The 21,889-nt window shown below is 68.6% G+C and carries 3 protein-coding genes; all 3 read left to right on the top strand.

Translation table 11 applies throughout. From position 1 onward, the window contains the following. The first annotated feature begins 211 nt into the window (after nucleotides 1–211). The 3 genes from FAS41_RS07130 to FAS41_RS07120 are packed head-to-tail and all read left to right on the top strand — an operon-like array spanning nucleotide 212 to nucleotide 21,872. Nucleotides 212–12,985 (top strand): non-ribosomal peptide synthase/polyketide synthase, encoded by a 12,774-nt coding sequence (locus FAS41_RS07130; protein WP_138520905.1) that lies wholly within the window; start codon nucleotides 212–214, stop codon nucleotides 12,983–12,985. Continuing rightward, nucleotides 12,985–20,913: a non-ribosomal peptide synthetase gene (locus FAS41_RS07125; RefSeq protein ID WP_138520904.1), complete on the top strand. Its 7,929-nt coding sequence runs from the start codon at nucleotides 12,985–12,987 to the stop codon at nucleotides 20,911–20,913. The genes FAS41_RS07130 and FAS41_RS07125 overlap by 1 nt, the downstream gene beginning before the upstream one ends. Beyond that, on the top strand, nucleotides 20,910–21,872 hold the full coding sequence (locus tag FAS41_RS07120) for an alpha/beta hydrolase (protein ID WP_138520903.1): 963 nt from the start codon (nucleotides 20,910–20,912) through the stop codon (nucleotides 21,870–21,872). Before FAS41_RS07125 ends, FAS41_RS07120 begins: the two co-directional genes overlap by 4 nt. Nucleotides 21,873–21,889: the final 17 nt, after the last annotated feature.

Genomic DNA, 21,889 nt, shown 5'->3' with positions numbered 1-21,889 from the left:
CTCCCTGAAGGGAGAGGGGACTGGTTCGGAGTAGATGGATGTATCAGGAGTGCGCCGGACGTAAAGGCCGGCACGGATAGCTCCCTCTCCCTGAAGGGAGAGGGAACAGTTTGGAGTACCGGGAAAGCCCATGCCAGGCACGGGCGCCGGTAAGTCCCAAGAATTTCCTCCGGCGAGCGCCCACGCACTCGCCGCCAGAACAGGTGATGTCATGAACGACCGTTACGAAGCCGCAGGAAACCTGGTCGAGGCCCTGCTGCAACGCGCCTGCGAAATGCCGCGCAAGACTGCCCTGCGATTCATCGCCGAGAACCTCGAACAGCCCATCAGCTTCCGCGAGCTGGACGAGCGTGCCCGTGCCATGGCCGCCTGGATGCTGCGCCACGGCCAGCAGGGCGACCGCGCCGTGCTGCTATTGCCCAGCGGTCCTGAATACGTCACCGCATTCTTCGCCTGCCTCTACTCGGGGATCATCGCCGTGCCGGCCTACCCGCCGGAATCGGTGCGCCCGCAGCACCTGGCGCGCCTGCGCTCGATCCTCGATGACGCCGAGCCCAGTCTGGTGCTCACTGACTCCACGCTGATCGAAGCGCTGCGCCCGGCGTGCGAGCGCGAGAACGGCGACAGCCCGATGCTGCTGGCGGTGGATCAGGCCGACCCGGCACTGGCCGTGGAGTGGCAGATGCCCGAGCTGGCCGATGACGACATCGCCTTCCTGCAGTACACCTCCGGCTCCACCTCGACGCCCAAGGGCGTGCAGGTCAGCCACGGCAACCTGGTCGCCAACGAGCGCCTGATCCGTCACGGCTTCGGCATCGGCGACGACGACGTGATCGTCAGCTGGCTGCCGCTGTTCCACGACATGGGCCTGATCGGTGGCCTGCTGCAGCCGATCTACAGCGGTATCGAGTGCGTGCTGATGTCCCCGCGCTACTTCCTCGAGCGCCCGCGCCGCTGGCTGGAAGCCATCGCGCGCTTCGGTGGCACCGTCAGCGGCGGCCCGGACTTCGCCTATCGACTGTGCTGCGAGCGGGTCAACGAATCCGCCCTGGAAGGCCTCGACCTGAGCAAATGGCGCGTGGCCTTCTCCGGCTCCGAGCCGATCCGCCCGGACACCCTGGAACGCTTTGCCGCCTGGTTCGCCCCGGCACAATTCGACGCCTCTTCCTTCTACGCCTGCTACGGCCTTGCCGAAGCGACGCTGTTCGTCACCGGCGGCGTGCGTGGCGAAGGCATTGTGCAGCTGGAAGTCGACCTCAACGCCCTGGGCGAGAATATCGCCCGCCCGGGTCGTGGTACCTCGCTGATCAACTGCGGCCGCACCCAGCCGGACCACGACGTGCAACTGGTCGACCCGGTGAGCGGAGAAACCCTCGGCCCGGACCGCGTCGGCGAAATCTGGAGCAGCGGCCCCAGCGTCGCCCTCGGCTACTGGCGCAATCCGGAAGCCAGCGCGCGCACCTTCGTCGAGAAGGAAGGTCGCACCTGGCTGCGTACCGGCGACCTGGGCTTCCTGCACAACGACGAACTCTTCGTTACCGGCCGCCTCAAGGACATGCTCATCGTCCGCGGGCAGAACCTCTACCCGCAGGATCTGGAACGCTGCGTCGAGGAAGAGGTGGACCTGGTTCGCAAGGGCCGGGTTTCCGCCTTCGCCATCGAACACCAGGGCCGCGACGGCATCGGCATCGCCGCCGAGGTCGGGCGCAGCGTGCGCAAGCTGATCTCCGCCGAGGCGCTGGCCAAGGCCATCTCCGCCGCCGTGGCGGAAACCTTCCAGGAGGCGCCGCTGGTGGTGGCGCTGCTGGAACCCGGCGCACTGCCCAAAACCTCCAGTGGCAAGTTGCAGCGCTCGGCGTGCCGTGCCCAGCTGCTGGACGGCAGTCTTCAGGCCTACGCGATCCAGCGTGCCGGCGAGCCGATCAGCGATGGCGCCAATGCCAAGCCGGTCGCGCCGTTGTCCGCCCAAGAGCAAGCCATCGCCGCGCTGTGGAGCGAAGTGCTGGAACTGCCGGCGATCCGCCGTGACGACAACTTCTTCGCCCTGGGCGGCAACTCCATCAAGGCCACCCAACTGATGGCGCGCCTGCGCGAACGTCTCGGCCGCGCCGTGGAATTGCGCCTGCTGTTCGAAGCGCCGGAACTGGGTGCCTTCGTCGCTGCACTGGCGGCACTGCCGACCAGCGAAACCGAAGTCATTGCGCAGGTTCCGCGTGACGGCCTGCTGCCCCTCTCGCCGGCCCAGCGTCGCCTCTGGTTCCTCTGGAAGCTCGAGCCGGAAAGCGCCGTCTACCACATTGCCGGACGCATGAACCTGCGCGGCGAGCTGCGCCGCCCAGCGGTAGAGCAAGCCTTCGCGGTGCTGCTGGGCCGCCATGAAACCCTGCGCAGCCGCTTCATCGAGCAGGCGGACGGCGAGGTGTCGCTGAGCCTGTCCGACATGAGCCAGGTCGAGCTGACCGAGAGCGACTTCAGCTCCCTGGGCAATGCACGCCGTGACATCGCCGCCCGCGAGGACGCCGATGCCTTTGCCGCGCAGCCGTTCGACCTGGCCGCCGGCCCGCTGCTGCGCCTGCGCCTGCAGAACCTCGGCGGCGGCCGCCAGGCGCTGCTGCTCTGCGTGCACCACATCATCGCGGACGGCTGGTCGCTGAATCTGCTGCTGGACGAGTTCGCCGAGTGCTACCGCGCCATCGTCGAACAACGCGAACCGGTGCTGCCGGTCCTGTCGCGCCAGTACCTCGACCTCGCCGCCGCCCAGCAGAACAAGCTGGAAGCGGGTGAGGGAACGCGCCTGCTGGACTGGTGGAGCGAACGCCTGGGCACCCAGCATGCGCCGCTGGAACTGCCCTTCACCACCGGCGGAAAAGGCCAGAGCGCCGAGCTGATCGAGCGTGAAGTGGACGCCGACCTGACCGCGAAGTTGCGCGGCCTGGCCCAGGCGCACGGCGCGACCCTGCCGATGCTCCTGCTCAGCGCCTACAACCTGCTGCTGCAAAGCTACAGCGGCCAGCACGACCTGCGCATCGGCCTGACCCAGGCCGGTCGCGAACAGCTCGACAGCGAGCGACTGGTCGGCTTCTTCGTCAACCTGCTGGTGCTGCGCAGCGAGCTGCCCGAAGGCGCCAGCCTGCGTGGCGTGCTCCGCCAGCTACGCGACGACCTGCTGCAAGCCCAGGCGCACCAGGGCCTGCCGTTCGAACAACTGGTGGAAGCCCTGCAGCCCGAACGTGGCCACGGCCGCCATCCGCTTTGCCAGGTGGCCTTCGACCACCAGTGGCAGCCACGCGCCGGCAACGGCCTGCCGGGCGTCAGCGTGGAAGCGCTGGAACAGCTCGACCTGGAAACCCCGTTCGATCTGGTGTTGCGTGTCCGCGAAGGCGATCACTCTTTGCGCGTGAGCTTCTGCTACGCGAAGGAGCGCTACGCCGCCGCGGGCATGCAGCGCCTCGTCGGGCACTTCCTCGACCTGCTGCGCGCCTTGCCGCAGATGAATGCCGACGCCGTGCTGGACGCCCGCGACTGGCTGCCCACCCGCGACTGGAGCATCGCCGTGGCCGGTGACGCGCCAGCGTTCGAGGCGCTGAGCGAGACCATCGCCGCCCAGGCCCGCCGTCATCCCGCCAAGGTTGCGCTGATCGACGAGCAGCGCGAAGTGAACTTCGCCGAGCTGGAGGATCGCTCCAACCGTCTGGCGCAACGCCTGATCCAGCGCGGTATCGGCCCGGAACGTCGGGTTGCCGTGGCGCTGCCGCGTGGCGTGGACATCCCGCTGGCCCTGCTGGCTGTCATGAAGGCCGGCGGCGCCTACCTGCCGCTGGACGTCGACTATCCCGAGGAGCGCCTGGCCTGGCTGATGCAGGACGCCGGCGTCGACCTGCTGCTGACCAACGCCCAGTTGGCCGAGCGCCTGCCTCTGCCCGCTGGCATCGAGCGCCTGGTACTGGAAGAGGCTGACCTCGGCAATGCCCTGGCGGTGCGCCCGCTGGTGCGCATCCAAGCGCAGAACCTTGCCTACCTGATCTACACCTCCGGCTCCACTGGCCAACCCAAGGGCGTTGCCGTGGCCCACGGCGAGATCGCCGCGCACTGCCGCGCCATCGGCCAGCGCTACGCGATGACCAGCGAAGATCGCGAACTGATCTTCATGTCCTTCGCCTTCGACGGCGCCCACGAGCGCTGGCTCACCGCTCTGTCCCACGGTGGCAGCCTGCTGATCCGCAACGACGCATTGTGGACCGCCGAACAGACGCTCGAGCAACTGCGCCGTCATGCAGTGAGCGTCGCCGCCTTCCCGCCGGCCTACCTGCAACAGCTGGCCGAACAAGCGACGATCCACGGCCACGCGCCGAGCATGCGCATCTACTGCTTCGGTGGTGATGCCGTGCCGGAAGCAGCGTACCAGCTGGCGCACCAGGCGCTGAAACCGCAATACCTGATCAACGGCTATGGCCCGACTGAAACCGTGGTCACCCCGATGCTCTGGAAGGCCGATGCGCGCACCGCATGCGGCGCCGCTTACGCGCCCATCGGCGAGGTGGTCGGCGAGCGCAGCCTGTACATCCTCGACGATCGCCTGCAACCGCTACCGCGCGGCGTGGCCGGCGAGCTGTACATCGGCGGGCATGGCCTGGCTCGCGGCTACCACCAGCGCGCCGGCATGACTGCCGAACGTTTCGTCGCCGACCCCTATGCCGACGGCCTTCGCCTGTACCGCAGCGGCGACCGCGTGCGCTGGCGTGAAGACGGCGCGCTGGACTACCTCGGCCGCGTTGACCAGCAGGTGAAGATCCGTGGCTTCCGTATCGAGCCGGGCGAGATCGAAGCCCGCCTGCGTGCGCTGCCCGGCGTACGCGAAGCGGCGGTGATCGCCCGTGACAGCGAACGCGGCAAGCGCCTGCTGGGCTACGTCACCGGCGAAGCCCTCGCCGAAGATTCCTTGAAAGCTGCGCTGCGCGCACAGCTGCCGGACTACATGGTGCCGTCGCGCGTCCTCGTGCTGGAGCAGATGCCGCTCAATGCCAACGGCAAGATCGACCGCAAGGCATTGCCCGAGCCACAAGACGAAGCCAGCACCACCGAAGCCCCGCGAGACGGCCTGGAAAGCCGAGTGGCGGCTGTCTGGGCCGAAGTGCTGGGCGTGCCGGCCGTAGGCCGCGAGGACGACTTCTTCGAGCTGGGCGGCCATTCGCTGCTGGCCACGCAGGTCATCTCCCGCCTGCGCCGTGACCTGGGCTGCGAAGTCCCGTTGCGCGATCTGTTCGAGGCCAGCCGCCTGGACGAATTCGCCGGCCGGCTCAGTGCGCTGAGCCCGAGTGCCCGCCCGCAGCTGCGGGCCATCGCCCGGGACGGCGACCTGCCGCTGTCCGCCGCCCAAAGCCGCCTGTGGTTCTTCTGGCAGATGGAGCCGGCCAGCGCCGCCTACAACGTGCCGGGCGCCCTGCGCCTGCGCGGCGAGCTGGATGAGTCTGCGCTGCGCCGTGCCTTCGATGCCCTGGTGGCACGCCATGAAACCCTGCGCACCACCTTCGATGAAGTGGACGGCCAGGCCTTCCAGCGTATCCAGCCGGCCCGGCCGCTGGACCTGGCGCGAGTGGACCTGTCCGCTGAAGGTGATACCGAAGCTGCTGCCCGCCAGTTGGCCGAGGCAGAAGCCCAGCGTCCGTTCGACCTGCGCAAAGGCCCGCTGCTGCGTCTGACCCTGATCAAGCTCGCCAACGCCGACCACGTGCTGCTGCTGACGATGCACCATATCGTCTCCGATGGCTGGTCGATCCGCGTGCTGGTGGACGAGTTCAGCCGTCTCTACGGCGCCTTCGCCGCTGGCGAGGAACTGCAACTGCCGGCGCTGCCGGTGCAGTACGCCGACTACGCCCAGTGGCAGCGCGAGCTGCTGGCGGGCGAGGAGGGCCAGCGCCAGCTGGGCTGGTGGACCGAACAACTGCATAGCGAGACGCCTGTACTGGAACTGGCCGCCGACCGGCCGCGCCCGGCCGTGCAGAGCTACCGCGGCGGCAGCCTCGGCTTCAGCCTGGACGCTGGCCTCGGCGCGCGCCTTAAGCACTTGGCCCGCGAGCAGGACGTCACCCTGTTCATGCTGCTGCTCGGCGCCTATGCCGTACTGATGCAGCGCTACAGCGGCCAGCGTGACCTGCGCGTCGCGGTGCCCATCGCCAACCGTCAGCAACTGGAAACCGAAGGGCTGATCGGCTTCTTCGTCAACACCCAGGTGATGCCCTGCCAGCTTGCCGACGATGAATCCTTCGCCGCGCTGCTGGCTCGCCTCAAACCGCTGGCGCTGGGCGCACAGGCGAACCAGGATCTGCCGTTCGAACAGCTGGTGGAAGCGCTGCAACCCCAGCGCAGCCTGGCCTACAACCCGCTGGTGCAGGTGAAGTTCAACTTCGGCTTCGACGTCAGCCGCCTGCCCGACGCCGGGTCGCTGAAGCTGGAACTGTTCAGCGAGGAACAATACGGCGCGCGCTTCGACCTGGCCCTGGACATGGCCGAGGCGCTGGACACCAATGGTGTCGCCGGCGACGAGCTGCGCGGCAGCTTCGTCTATGCCCGCGACCTGTTCGACGAGGACAGCGTCGCTGCCATCGCCGGCCAGTTCGAAGCCCTGCTGCGCCAGCTGTGTGCCGAGCCGCAGCGTGCTCTCGGCGAGCTGCCGCGCCCGGTCGCTTCGCGTCGTCGTGGCGAAGCGCGCCAGTGGCCGCAGCAGGACGTGCTCGCGCTGTTCGCCGCGCAGGCCGCCGCGCAACCGGATGCCATCGCGCTGCAGGACGAGGGCGTGCGCTACAGCTATGCCGAGCTGGATGCGCGCACCAATCGCCTGGCCAACGCGCTGATCGACAGCGGTGTGGAGCAGGGCGAGTGCGTCGCCATCTGCCAGGAGCGCAGCGCGCAGTGGGTGCTCCTGCTGCTGGGCGTGCTCAAGGCCGGCGCCACCTACGTGCCGCTGGACCCGGCGCAACCGGCTGAACGCCTGCGTCAGCTGATCCAGGACAACGCTATCGGCCGCGTACTGGTGAGTGAGCCTGCGCTGCTGGAAACCTTCGGTGAAGCAGCCTCGTTGATATCTGTGGGTGGCCCGGAGCAGGGCAGCGATAAAGCGCCCGCGCGCGGGATCGACGCGCAGCAGGCCGCCTACGTCATCTTCACCTCCGGCTCCACCGGCCAGCCCAAGGGCGTGCGCGTCAGCCACGCGGCGCTGGCCAACTATGTACAGGCCGTGCTCGAACGCCTGCAACTGGACCAGGGCCGTGCCCAGGGCCTGGGCATGGGGATGGTTTCCTCGGTGGCTGCCGACCTCGGTCATACCACGCTGTTCGGCGCGCTGTGCGGCGGTGGCCGTCTGCACCTGGCCGATGCACAGGCGGTGGCCGACGCCGAACGCTTCTCGCAGTTCATGCGTGAAGTGGATGTGCTGAAGATCGTCCCCAGCCACCTCGCCGGCCTGCTGGCTGCCGCGCCCAATGCCGCTGCTGTGCTGCCGCGTCGTCTGCTGGTGGTGGGTGGTGAAGCCTGCGACCGCGCGCTGCTGCAACCCATCCGCGAGCTGGCCCCGCGACTGCGCATCGTCAACCACTACGGCCCCAGCGAATCCACCGTTGGCGTGCTGACCCACGAATGGTCGCTGGTGGATGATCTGCCGGCGGCCAGCCTGCCCATCGGTACGCCGCTGGCCAACACCGCTATCCGCGTGCTCGACGAAAATGGTCGTGACCTGCTGCCGGGCGTGCCGGGCGAGCTGTACATCGGCGGTGCCGGTCTGGCCCTGGACTATCTCGGTCTGCCGGAAATGACGGCGGAGCGCTTCGTGGAGATCGAAGGCGAGCGCCTGTATCGCAGCGGCGACCGCGTGCGCCTGAATCGTCGCGGCGCCGTGGAATTCCTCGGCCGCGTGGATGACCAGGTGAAGATCCGTGGCTACCGCGTCGAGCCAGGCGAACTGGCGCAAGCGCTCAAGCGCCTGCCCGGCGTGCGTGATGCCGTGGCCTTGGCCGAGCGTGAAGGCGACGGCCCGATGAAGCTGCTGGCCTGGGCCGTTGCAGAAGGGCAGAGCATTGAAAGTCTGCGTGAAAGCCTGGCCGCCGAAGTCCCCGAATACCTGCTGCCGGCCCAGCTGATGCTGCTGGATTGCCTGCCGCTGAACGCCAACGGCAAGGTCGACCGCAAGGCCCTGCCGCGTGTCGAGACGGCTGCCAAGCCTTTGGACAGCGCACCGATCTCCGAGCTGGAACAGCGCATCGCCGATATCTGGCAGGCGGTGCTGAAGGTCGAGCGCGTCGGTGCCGAGGACAACTTCTTCGAACTGGGCGGCGACTCCATCCTCAGCCTGCAGATCATCGCGCGCATCCGTAAGCTGGGCTACAAGCTCAGCCCGAAACAGCTGTTCGAGCGGCAGAGCGTCCGCCAGCTCGCGCAGTGGCTGGAAAGCCGTGCGCCGGCTGCCGCGGCGGCACCGGCTCCGGTGGCCGCCGTCAGCGGCGAGGTGGCCCTGTCGCCGGTACAGACGCGCTTCTTCGAACGCGTACCGAGCGCCCAACGTCACCACTGGAACCAGGCGCTGCTGCTGCAACCACGCGAAGCCCTGGATGGCGATGCCCTGGCCCGCGCCCTGCACTGGCTGGTCGGCCAGCACGACGCGCTGCGCCTGCGCTTCGATGGCAGCCGCCAGCGTTACGCGGAACAGGGGCCGCTGGACATGACCCTCCTGTGGCGCCGCCGTGCCGCCGACGCCCGCACCCTGGAACGTCTGTGCGACGACGCCCAGGCCAGTCTGGATATCGCCAATGGCCCGCTGCTGCGCGCCATGCACGTCACCCTCGAGGAGGGTGGCGAGAGCCTGCTGCTGGTGATCCACCACCTGGCGGTGGATGGCGTGTCCTGGCGCATCCTGCTGGAGGACCTGCAGACCGCCTACCGCGAACTGCGCGCCGGGCGCACTCCGGCAGCGCTGCCGAGCAGCGACAGCTACCAGGCCTGGAGCGCCCGCCAGCAGGCGGCCGCCAACAGCGCCGAAGTCGCTGCCGAGCTGGCTTACTGGCAAGGCGAACTGCGTGATGCACCCCGTCTGGCCCGCGCCCGCAGCGACGCCCCTGCCACCTGGAAGGAGGCCGCCAACGCACGCTTCAGCCTCGATGCCGACACCACCCGTCAACTGCTCGGTCCGGCACTGAAGGCGCAGCGCGTGCAGATCAACGACCTGTTGCTCACCGCGCTGGCCCGCGCCCTGTGTGCCTGGACCGGCGAAACCTCCGCGCTGGTGGAGATGGAAGGCCACGGCCGCGACGCCTTCGACGGCGAAGCGGCGCTGGACCTGAGCCGTTCCGTGGGCTGGTTCACCGCGCTGTACCCGATCCGCCTGCAAGCCGGCGGCGAGCCGGGCGCGGACCTGCGTGCCACCCGCGAACATCTGCGCAACCTGCCGCGCGCCGGCATGGGTTACGGCCAACTGCGCTACCTCAGCCAGCACGCGGCCAGCCTGCGTGACCTGCCGGCGCCGCAGGTGACCTTCAACTACCTCGGCCAGCTCGACCAGGCGTTTGCCGATGCCGACTTCCTGCCGGCCTTCGAAGGCGTCGGCCGCAGCCAACCGCTGAATGCGGCGCTGGGCAATGCACTGGTCTACGCCGGTCGTGTGCTGGGCGGCGAGCTGAGCCTGGAAGTCACCTACAGCAGCGCCATGTTCGACGCCGCCGCCATCGACGAGCTGCAAGCGCTGCTGCGCGCCGAGCTGCAGGCGCTGGTCGCCTATTGCCTGAGCCATCCCTACAAGCTTGGCGCAAAGGATGTGCCGCTGCTTGGACTCGACCAGCAACAGCTCGATGCACTGCCGCTGCCGGCCGGCGTGGACGATCTCTATCCGCTGTCGCCGATGCAGCAGGGCATGCTGTTCCACGCCCTCGACGTGCCGGGCTCCTCGCTCTACGTCAACCAGCTGCGCGTCGACCTCGACGGCCTCGATGAAGCCCGCTTCCTCGACGCCTGGCGCGCGGTCATTGCGCGCCACGCCAACCTGCGCACCGGCTTCCTCGCCAGTGCGGATGCGGCGCCGCTGCAGTTCGTCCTGCGCGAAGTACAGCTGCCGGTACAGTCCTTCGACTGGCGCGATCAGCCGGTCGGCGAGCAGCAGCTGGAGCAAGTGGCTGACGCCCAGCGCAACCTCGGCTTCGACCTGGCCAAGCCACCGCTGCAGCGCCTGGCGCTGGTACGTCTGGGCGAGCGCCGCTACCACCTGATCTGGACCTGCCACCACCTGCTGCTGGACGGCTGGAGCAGCGCGCGACTGATCGGCGAAGTGCTCGCGCTCTACCGTGGCGAAACACTGCCGGTGCCCGCCGCACAGTACGGCGATTACATCGCCTGGCTGCACGCCCAGGATGGCGCTGCGGGCGAGACCTTCTGGCGCGAACACCTGAAAGACTTCGATGAGCCGACCCTGCTGGCCACCGCCTGCAACGCCGGGTTCCGCGACGAGCCACTGCGCGAACTGCGCAGCCGCCTCGACAGCGCACCGCTGCAACGCTTCGCCCAGGCCCAGCGCATCACCCTCAACACCTTGGTGCAGGGTGCCTGGGCGTTGCTGCTGCAACGTTACTGCGGCCAGCGCAGCGTCACCTTCGGCGCCACCGTGGCCGGGCGACCGGCCAACTTGCCGGGGGCGGAGGAGAGCCTCGGCCTGTTCATCAACACGCTGCCGATCCTGCAAAGCCCGGATGACGCGCAGCGCGTCGGCGACTGGCTGCGCCAGCTGCAGGCCTTCAACCTCGACGTGCGCGAGTTCGAGCACACGCCGCTGTATGACATCCAGCGCTGGGCCGGCCGCGGTGGGCAGGCGCTGTTCGACAGCCTCATCGTGTTCGAGAACTTCCCCATGGATGCAGCCCTGGCGTCTTCGGGCAACGATGAGCTGCGCATCCTCGGCCACCACCCGGTGGACGGCACCAACTACGCCCTGGCCCTGGTGGCCAGCGCTGGCGAACAGCTGGACGTGCGTTACACCTACCGCGCCGACCGCCTGAGCGCGAGCCAGGTCGAGCAACTGCGTGGCCACTTCGAGCACCTGCTGCTGACCCTGGTGGAAGACGCCGAACGCCCGCTGGGCCGGGTCAGCCAACTGGCCGACGCCGAGCGCCACGCGCTGCTGCAACGCTTCAACGACACCGAGGCGACGTTCCCGGCTGATGTGCAGCTGCAGGAGCTGATCGAGCGCCAGGTTGCCGCGACCCCGGATGCGCTGGCCCTGCAGTTCGCTGACGAGCGCCTGAGCTACGCCCAGCTCAATGCCCGCGCCAACCAGCTCGCGCATTGGCTGCGAGGCCAGGGCGTCGGGCCGGATGTGCTGGTCGGCGTGGCCGCCGAGCGTTCGCTGGAACTGGTGGTGGCCCTGCTGGGCATCGTCAAGGCCGGTGGCGCCTACGTGCCGATGGACCCGGACTACCCGCAGGACCGCCTGCAACACATGCTCAGCGACAGCGGCGTGGGTCTGCTGCTGACCCAGCAACACCTGCGCGATCGCTTGCCGGCGAGCGACGTCCGATTGATCTGCCTGGACAGCCAGTGGAGCGAGATCGCCGAGGCCTCCGAGCAGAACCCGGCCATCGCCGGCAGCCCGCAGAATCTTGCGTACCTGATCTACACCTCCGGCTCTACCGGCAAACCCAAGGGCGCCGGCAACAGCCATCGCGCGCTGGTCAACCGCTTGCACTGGATGCAGAAAGCCTACGCGCTGGACGCCTCCGACCGCGTGTTGCAGAAGACCCCGTTCAGCTTCGACGTGTCGGTGTGGGAGTTCTTCTGGCCGCTGATGACCGGTGCGGCGCTGGTGGTGGCTGCGCCCGGCGCGCACCGCGATCCGGCGGCACTGCGCCAGGTGATCGAGGCGGGGCAGGTCACTACGCTGCACTTCGTGCCGTCGATGCTGCAGGCCTTCGTCGCTTCCGGCGAACTGGAGCGCTGCCCGTCGCTGTTGCAGGTGATGTGCTCCGGCGAGGCGCTGCCTTACGAGCTGCAACAGCAGTTCCGCCAGCGCAGCAGCGCAAAGCTGCACAACCTCTATGGCCCGACGGAGGCGGCGATCGACGTCAGCTTCTGGGCCTGCGATGAAGACAACGCGCGGCACGTCGTGCCCATCGGCCGGCCCATCGACAACCTGCGCCTGGTGCTGCTGGACGAGCGCCTGGAGCCGGTGCCGCAAGGTGTGGCGGGCGAGCTGTACATTGGCGGCGTGGGTCTGGCGCGCGGTTACCACGCGCGCCCCGGCTTGACCGCTGAACGCTTCGTCGCTGATCCCTTTGGGAGCGGCGAACGCCTCTATCGCACCGGCGACCTGGCTCGCCAGCGCGAAGACGGCGCCATCGAGTACCTGGGGCGCCTCGACCACCAGGTGAAGATTCGCGGCCTGCGCATCGAGCTGGGCGAGATCGAGGCCCGCCTGCAAGCGCAGCCGGAGGTCAGCGAAGCGGTGGTGGTGGCGAAGGACGGCGTGCTGCTGGCCTACGTGGTCGCCAGCGCCGAGCCTGAAGCCCTGCGCCAGGCGCTGCAAGGCGAGCTGCCGGACTACATGGTGCCGTCGCGGATCATCGCCCTCGACGCCATGCCGCTGTCGCCCAACGGCAAGCTGGATCGCAAGGCCCTGCCGGACCCGCAACTGGGCGAGCGCCTGCGCGAGTACGTGGCGCCGCGCAGTGATCTGGAAGTCGAGCTGGCCGGTATCTGGCAGCACGTGCTGCAGGTGGATCGCGTTGGCCTGCACGACGACTTCTTCGAACTGGGCGGGCATTCGCTGCTGCTCACCCAGGTTGGCCTGACCCTGCGGCAGCGGCTGGGCCTTGAGCTGCCGCTGCATCGCCTGTTCGAGCTGAGCAATATCGAGGCGCTGGCCGCCTGGATCGAAACCCAGCGGGCAAGCTCCGCCAGCGCGGAAGAGGAACTGGACCTGATGGATGAACTGCTCGGCGAGCTGGAGAACCTGTAATGACCCACCCGATGGACGCCCAGCTGAAACAGGTCGCGGAGCGCCTTGGCGCGCTGCCCGAGGACAAGCAGATCGTCTTCCTGCGTCAGCTTCGTGAGAAGGGCGGGAGCCTCTCGCGTCTGCCGATCCTCCGCGAGGGTCGCGAGTACGCGCCGCTCTCGGCGGCCCAGGCGCGCCTGTGGTTCCTCTGGCAGATGGAGCCGCACAGCGCCGCCTACAACATCCCGGCCGCCGTGCGCCTGCGCGGCGAGCTGGACGAGGGCGCGCTGGAGCGTGCTTTCACTGCGCTGATCGCGCGCCACGAGAGCCTGCGTACGGTGTTCCGCTCAGCACAACCCGGGCACCTTGCCTCGGCGGATAACGCTGGCGCGTTATGCGCCCTACGGGAGCCGGCTGGCGAGGTTCTGCGCTCGGCAGAAGACCGCTCTGGTAGGGCGAATGACGCGCAGCGTCATCCGCCGCAAGGTGGGCCGGGTATAGCGGCAGATGACGAGGTGATGCAGTGCATCCTGCCGCCGGGACCGGCGCATCTGGAGGCGAAGGATTTCGGTAGCGAAGCCGAGGCACGGCAATGGCTTAACGATTGCGCGCAACGCTCCTTCGACCTGGCCGAAGGCCCGCTGCTGCGCCTGCACCTGGCGCGCCTGCCGGGTGAAGCGTTGTTGCTGGTGAACCTGCACCACATCATTGCCGATGGCTGGTCCATCGGTGTGCTGATTGACGAGTTCGCCGTGCTGTACAGCGCCGAGGTGCAGGGCGCGAAAGCCGACCTGGCCGAGCTGCCGATCCAGTACAGCGACATGGCCCGCTGGCAGCGCCTGTGGCTGGCGGCCGGAGAGGGCGAGCGGCAGCTGGCGTACTGGAAGCAGCAGCTGGGCGACGAATCCCTGCTGCTGACCCTGCCGGGCGACCGGCCGCGGCCACTGGTGCAGAGCTACCGCGGCGCCACTTTCGACTTCGAGTTGCCGCGCGAATTGAGCGAAGCGTTGCGCGACCTGGCGCGCGGGCAGGGCGCCACGCTGTTCATGCTGATCCTCGCCGCCTATCAATTGCTGCTGTCGCGCTACAGCGGCCAGCGCGAGCTGCGCGTCGGCGTGCCCATCGCCGGCCGTGGCCGCGCCGAGAGCGAACGGCTGATCGGCTTCTTCGTCAATACCCAGGTACTGCCCGCGCGCATCGACGGCGACGAATCCTTCAGCGCGTTCCTGGCCCGCACCCGGGAAGCCGTGCTGGGCGCCCAGGCCAACCCGGACCTGCCGTTCGAGCAACTGGTGGATGCGCTGCAGCCCGAGCGCAGCCTGAGCTACAACCCGCTGTTCCAGGTGGCCTGCAACCACCAGCCGAGCCGCCGCGATGCCCTGCGCGAGCTGCCCGGCGGCCTGCAGCTGGAAAGCCTGGAGCTGGACAGCGGGATTGCCAAGTTCGACCTGACCCTGAACACCGAGGAAAGCCGCGACGGCCAGGTCCGCGGGCAGTTCATGTACGCCACTGACCAGTTCGACGCGGCGACCATCGAGCGCCTCGCCGGGCACTTCCTCAACCTGCTGCGCGGCCTGGTGGCCGACCCGCACTGCCCGGTGGCGCGCCTGCCGCTGCTCGATGGCAGCGAGCGTGAGCAGTTGCTCTACGGCTGGAATGACACCGCGATGGACTACCCGCGCGAGGCCTGCCTGCACCAGCTGATCGAACAGCAGGTACAGCGCTCGCCCGCTGACGTGGCGCTCACCGACGGCCAGCGCCGTTTCTCTTACGCCGAACTCAACAGCCGCGCCAACCGCCTCGCGCACTGGCTGCGCGAGCAGGGCGTCGGCCCGGATAGCCGCGTCGGCGTGGCCCTGGAGCGTTCCGTCGAACTGCCCGTGGCTTTGCTCGCCGTGCTCAAGGCGGGTGGCGCCTATGTGCCGCTGGACCCGGAATTCCCCGCCGAACGCCTGGCGCACATGCTCGAAGACGGCGACGTACGCCTGCTGCTGACCCAGCAGCACCTGCTCGGCGAGTTGCCGCAGACAGGCGCCCGCGCATTCTGCCTGGACCGCGACTGGGCGCAGCTGGAGGGCTACGCCGACAGCGACCTGCACAACCTCGCGACGCCGGATGATCTGGCCTACGTCATCTACACCTCCGGCTCCACCGGCAAGCCCAAGGGCGTCGCGGTGCGCCATGGTGGCGTGGTCAACTTCATGCTCAGCATGGCCCGCGAGCCGGGCCTGGAGGCGCAGGACCGCGTGCTCGCGCTGACTTCGCTGTCCTTCGACATCTCCGCGCTGGAGCTGTACCTGCCGCTGCTGGTGGGCGGGCGTGTGGTACTGGTGGACCGCGATGTTGCCCGCGACCCGTCGCGCCTGCTCGGTGTTGCGCTGGAGCAGGGCGTGACGGTGATCCAGGCGACCCCGAGCACCTGGACCCTGCTCAGTGGTCACGAGGACTTCCCGCGCCTGACCGGCTGCCGCTTCTTCTGCGGCGGCGAGGCGCTGTCCGCCGAGCTGGCGGACAAGCTCACGGCACAAACTGATGCTTTGTGGAACCTCTACGGCCCCACCGAAACCACCATCTGGTCGGCGGCCTGGAGGATCGAGAAGGGCGCCCGTGCGCTGCTCGGCAAGCCCATCGCCAACACCCAGCTGTACATTCTCGATGGCGAGCTGCAACCGGCCCCCATTGGCGTGGCCGGCGAGCTGTACATTGCCGGCGACGGCCTGGCGCGCGGCTACCACGGGCGCCCGGAACTGACCAACGAACGCTTCGTCGCCGATCCCTACAGTAGGGATGCCAATGCGCGCATGTACCGCACCGGCGATCTGGCGCGCTGGCGTGCCGACGGCGTGCTGGAGTACCTCGGCCGCCTCGACCATCAGGTGAAGATTCGCGGCTTCCGTATCGAACTGGGCGAGATCGAGTCACGCCTGCTCGGCCAGCCCGGCGTGCGCGAGGCGGTAGTGATCGCCCGCGACGCAGGAGCGGTGAAGCAACTGGTCGGTTACGTGACGGGGCAGATCGAGACTGATCTGCGTGCCGCGCTGCTGGAAGAGCTGCCGGACTACATGGTCCCCGCGCAGATCGTCCTGCTCGAGCGCATGCCACTGACGCCCAACGGCAAGCTTGACCGCAAGGCGCTGCCGGAGCCGGATTTCAGCCTGTTGCAGAAGCGTTATCGTGCGCCGGAAAGCCAGCGCGAACAGACCCTGGCGGCCATCTGGTGCGCCGTGCTGGGCCTGGAGCGTGTCGGGCTGGACGACAACTTCTTCGAGCTGGGCGGCGACTCCATCGTCTCCATCCAGGTGGTCAGCCGCGCCCGCGCCGCCGGCCTGCAACTGAGCCCCAAGGACCTGTTCCAGCACCAGACGCTGCAAGCCCTGGCCCGTGTGGCCGCTGACCACGTTGCCGAAGAAACGCCGGCAGCCGCGGCGACCATCGATGCGCCGGACGCGGTGCAACTCGCCGCCCTCGGCCTGGATCCGGCCGGGATCGAAGACCTCTATCCGCTGTCGCCCATGCAGCAGGGCATGCTGTTCCACGGCGTGGACGGCAGCGAAGGCGGCGTCTACGTCAACCAGTTGCGCGTGGAAGTGCAGGGGCTGGACGTCGAGCGCTTCCGCGCGGCCTGGCAGGCCGCGCTGGATGCCCACGACAACCTGCGGGCCGGCGTGCACTGGCAAGGCCTCGACAAGCCGGTGCAGGCCGTGCACAAACACGTCGAGTTGCCGCTGGAGGTGCTCGACTGGCGTGGTCGCGAAGACCTGGCCGCCGCGCTGGACGAACTGGCCGCTGCCGAACGCAGCCGCAGCTTCGACCTGGAGCGTCCGCCGCTGCTGCGCCTGGTACTGGTGCGTAGCGACGAGGCCAGCCACCAGTTGGTCTATACCCATCACCACATCCTGCTCGACGGCTGGAGCAATGCCCAGCTGTTCGCCGAGGCACTGCGTCGCTACAACGGCGAGACCATCGCCGAGCAGGGCCGCTACCGCGACTACATCCATTGGCTGCAAGCCCAGGACCAGCAGCAGGCGCAGGACTTCTGGATCGCGCGCCTGCACGGCTTTGCCCAGCCCACCGTGCTGGCCGATAGCCTGGCGCGCCCGGCCGAAGGCAGCGGTCACGGCCTGGAGTACAGCCGCTACGACGCGGCGGCCACCGAGCGCCTGAAAGCCTTCGCCCGCAGCCAACGGGTGACGCTCAATACCCTGGTGCAGGCGGCGTGGATTCTCCTGCTGCAACGCTACACAGGGCAGCAGCGCGTCGCCTTCGGCGCCACCGTGGCCGGCCGCCCCGCGCAACTGGCCGGCGCCGACAGCCTGCTGGGCCTGTTCATCAACACCCTGCCCATCGTCCAGGCGCCGGCCGAGCAGGCTGACCTGGGCGACTGGCTGCGCGAGCTGCAGGCCTACAACCTGGACGTGCGCGAGTTCGAGCACACGCCGCTGTACGACATCCAGCGCTGGGCCGGCCAGGCCGGGCAGGCGCTGTTCGACAGCATCATCGTGTTCGAGAACTACCCGGTCGACGAGGTACTGCGCAACGCCCAGGGACCGCGCTTCGGCGAGCTGAAGTCGAAGGACGAGACCAGTATCCCGATGGACCTGGCCGTGCGCGTCGGCGACCGGCTGGAGATCGAATACCATTACCTGCGCGCGCACTTCAGCGCACCGGCCGTGGCACGGCTGCGCGGCAATATGGAGCAGGTGCTGGACAGCCTGCTGCATGGCGCGGGCAAGCGCGTCGGCGAGCTGCAATGCCTGTCAGCCAACGACCGCGCGGCCCTGGCCGCCTGCCGTGGCCCGCACCAGACGCTGCCGCCAGCCGAGCCGGTGCACCTGGCGATTGCGCGTCAGGCCGCTCTGCGCGGCGATGAGGTGGCGCTGATCTGCGGCGATGAGGAAATCGACTACGCGGCGCTGGAGCGCGACTCCAACCGCCTGGCCCATCGCCTGATGGCGCTGGGCGTAGGCCCGGAAGTCCGGGTCGGCGTGGCATTGCCGCGCAGCGTGCGCATTCCGTTGGCGCTGCTGGCGGTGCTCAAGGCCGGCGGTGCCTACGTGCCGCTGGACGCCGAGTACCCGCGCGAGCGCCTGGAATTCCAGATGAGCGACGCCGGCATTGCGTTGCTGATAACTGACAGCCGCCTGCGTGAGCGCCTGCCGTTGCCTGCGGGGGTGCAGTGCCTGGAGCTGGATGGCCTCGATCTTTCTGGCGAAGACAGCGATCTGCCGGTGGTGGGCCTGGAGCCGGAAAACCTCGCCTACCTGATCTACACCTCCGGCTCCACCGGCAAGCCCAAGGGCGTGGCGGTCAGCCACGGCCCGCTGGCCATGCACTGCGCGGCCATCGGCGAGCTGTACCGGATGGACGCGGCGACCCGCGAGCTGCATTTCATGTCCTTCGCCTTCGACGGCGCCCACGAGCGCTGGCTGACCACCCTGGTCCACGGTGGCAGCCTGGTGCTGCGTGGCGATGAATTGTGGACCCCGGAGCAGACGTACCGCGTGCTGCACGACCAGCAGGTCAGTGTCGCCGCCTTCCCGCCGGTCTACCTGCAACAGCTGGCCGAGCATGCCCTGCGTGACGGCAACCCGCCGCCGGTGCGCATCTACTGCTTCGGTGGCGACGCGGTGCCCAATGCCAGCTTCGAACTGGCCAAACGCGCGCTGCGCGCCGAACATCTGATCAATGGCTACGGCCCCACGGAAACCGTGGTCACGCCGCTGCTGTGGAAGGCCGACCGCGCCACGGCCTGCGATGCCGCCTATGCGCCCATCGGCAAGGGCGTCGGTGCGCGCAGGCTGTACATCCTCGACGAGCAACTGCGGCAGGTTCCGCTGGGCGTGGCCGGTGAGCTGTACATCGGCGGCGACGGTCTGGCGCGCGGTTACCACGAGCGGGCCGGCCTGACCGCCGAGCGCTTTGTCGCCGATCCGTTCGATACGAACGGCGGACGCCTGTACCGCTCCGGCGACCTGGTACGCGGCCGCGCCGATGGGGTGATCGACTACGTCGGGCGGATCGACCACCAGGTGAAGATCCGCGGCTTCCGCATCGAGCTGGGTGAGATCGAGGCACGCCTGCAGGATCACCCGCAGGTCAGCGAGGCTCTGGTGGTTGCGCGTGACGGTATCAGCGGCAAGCAACTGGTCGGCTACGTGGTGGGTGAAGCGGAAGGCGATACTCTGCGCAGCTTCCTCCGCGAGCAGGTACCGGACTACATGGTGCCGGCGCAGATCCTCAAGCTTGCGCGCTTCCCGCTGTCGCCCAACGGCAAGATCGACCGCAAGGCGCTGCCCGAACCGAGTTGGCAGGGTGAAGCGTATGAAGCGCCTCGCAACGAGCGCGAACAGGCCCTGGCCGACATCTGGCAGGACGTGCTGCAGGTGGAGCGTGTGGGCATCCGCGACAACTTCTTCGACCTCGGCGGCGATTCCATCCTCAGCCTGCAGATCGTCTCCCGCGCTCGCCAGGCGCTGGGCGAGGGCGTGGAAATCCGCCTGCGCGACCTGCTGCAGTACCAGACCATCGCCGGCCTGCTGGAGCGCGCCGAGAGCGTGGCAGAGGTAACGCCGATAACAGTCGTGGAGGTCGCTGATGACGGCGAATCCTTCGGTCTGGTGCCGATCCAGCAATGGATGTTCGAGCAGCCGCTGGAGGAGCCCGACCACTTCAACCAGGCGGTGCTGCTGGAGTGCCGCCAGCGTCTCGACGCGCAGGCGCTGGAAGCGGCGCTGCAAGGCCTGCTGGCCGAGCACGGCAGCCTGCGTCTGTCCTTCGCCCGTGGCGCGGACGGCGTATGGCGCCAGCGCTATCGCGAGGCCAGCGAGATCACCGGCGCGCTGCTCTGGCAGCGTCAGGCGGCGAATGCCGAGGAAGCGCTGCTGATCGCCAACCAGGCGCAGCGCAGCCTGGAGCTGAGCGAAGGCCGGCTGCTGCGCGGCGTGCTCACCGACATGGCCGATGGCACCCAGCGCCTGTTGCTGGTGATCCATCACCTGGGGGTGGACGGCGTGTCCTGGCGCATCCTGCTGGATGAGCTGCAACAGCGCTACGCGGCTCAGCTCATTGGCGAACCGGCTCCGCGCCTGGAACGCACCAGCGCCTACCGGGCCTGGGCCGAAGGGCTGCGCGAATACGCCGACAGCCAACTGGCGCAAGGCGACCTGCCGTACTGGCTGGAGCAGACCGAAACCCAGGGCCTGGGCGAGCCGCAGCGCGACAACCCGCGCGGCGCCGAGCGCATGGCGCACCTGGAGCAACTGTTCCTGCGCCTGGACCGTGAGCAGACCCAACGCCTGCTGAAGGTGGCGCCGGAGGCTTATCGCACGCAGATCAACGACCTGCTGCTGACCGCGCTGGGCCGAACGCTGTGCCAATGGTGCGACAGCGAGTCGGTGCTGATCGGCCTGGAAGGCCACGGCCGCGAGGACATCCTCGACGCGGTCGATCACAGCCGCACCCTGGGCTGGTTCACCAGCCTGTTCCCGCTGCGCCTGACGCCGGGGCAGGGCGACTACGCCCAGGCCATCCCGGCGATCCGCCAGCAGCTGCGCGCGGTGCCGGACAAGGGCATTGGCTACGGCGCCTTGCGCTATCTGGGCGACAGCGCGCTGCGCCGACAACTCGCCGCCCGCGCGGAGCCTCGGGTCACCTTCAACTACCTCGGCCAGTTCGACCAGAGCTTCGATGACCAGGCGCTGTTCGTGCCGCTGCAGGAGAAGCCCGGCGACACCTATGCCGCCAGCACGCCGATGAACAACTGGTTGGAGATCGTCGGCCAGGTCTACGACGGCGAGTTGACCCTGCGCTGCATGTTCAGCCGCCGGGTGTTCCGCCCGTCGCGCATCGAGGTGCTGATGGCGCAGCTGCGCATGGAACTGGAAGGGGTGATCAGCCATTGCTGCGCCCAGGTGGAAAGCGGCGCGCGCAAGGAGCAGGCCACGGTATGAACGCATTGATGAAAGAGGTTGGCATGCTGCACCCGGAGATTTCCGCCTTCCTGGACATGGTCGACGATGGTCGCCGCACGGGTCGCCCGGCGCTGCACGAACTGCCGGTGGAGCAGGCGCGGCAGGACTTCGAGGCTTCCTCGGAATCGCTCAAGGCCGGCGCGCCGTCAATGCCGGTGGAAGCGCTACTGATCCCGGCCCGCGAAGGCCGGCAGCTGCCGGTTCGCCTGTACCGACCCGTGGGGGCCGGCGACGGGGCGATCCTGTACTTCCATGGGGGCGGCTACACGGTCGGCAGCCTGGACTCCCATGACGGGCTGTGTCGCCTGCTGGCCCAGCATTGCGCTTGCGCGGTGATTTCGGTCGGTTACCGCCTGGCGCCGGAAGCGCCGTTCCCAGCGGCGAACCGGGATGCGCGCGATGCCTGGAACTGGCTGCTGGGCTCGGCTGCCAGCCTCAGCCTGAATCCGCGCCGCCTCGCCGTGGGCGGCGACAGCGCGGGTGCCACGCTGGCTACGGTGCTTTGTGCCGAGTTGGCGGGCGAGGGCGCCGAACAACCCTGTGCCCAGCTGCTGTTCTATCCGGCGGCGGATGCCGGTGCACGCAGCGAATCCCAGGAGTTGTTCGCCGAAGGTTATCTGCTGGAGACGGCCAGCCTGGACTGGTTCTACCAGCAGTACGTGCCCAACGTGGCACAGCGAAGCGACTGGCGCTGTTCGCCGGTTCACGCCGGTGCCGCCCTGCAAGGCAGCGCGCCGGCACTGCTGTTCGCGGCCCAGTTCGATCCGTTGCTGGACGAAGGCCTGGCCTATGCCCATGCACTGGTGGAGCAGGGCGTGGAAGTGGAGGCCGAGCGCTGCTGCGGGATGACCCACGATTTCCTGCGCATGGGCAACCTGGTGCCGGAGGTGGAGGGGTATTTCCGGCGCGTGGCGGAGTTTCTGGCGGCGCGCTGGTGATACCGCCTCCACGGACG

This window comes from Pseudomonas nicosulfuronedens, from assembly GCF_005877905.1.
Taxonomy (GTDB): domain Bacteria; phylum Pseudomonadota; class Gammaproteobacteria; order Pseudomonadales; family Pseudomonadaceae; genus Pseudomonas; species Pseudomonas nicosulfuronedens.
The sequence above is the reverse complement of the archived record's forward strand: the minus strand, read 5'-3'. Positions and strand labels throughout refer to the sequence as shown.

Excerpts from the sequence above, each read along its gene's own strand:
- FAS41_RS07120 (WP_138520903.1), top strand. The coding sequence starts at position 20,910 with ATGAACGCATTGATGAAAGAGGTTGGCATGCTGCACCCGGAGATTTCC.
- FAS41_RS07125 (WP_138520904.1), top strand. The coding sequence starts at position 12,985 with ATGACCCACCCGATGGACGCCCAGCTGAAACAGGTCGCGGAGCGCCTT.
- FAS41_RS07130 (WP_138520905.1), top strand. The coding sequence starts at position 212 with ATGAACGACCGTTACGAAGCCGCAGGAAACCTGGTCGAGGCCCTGCTG.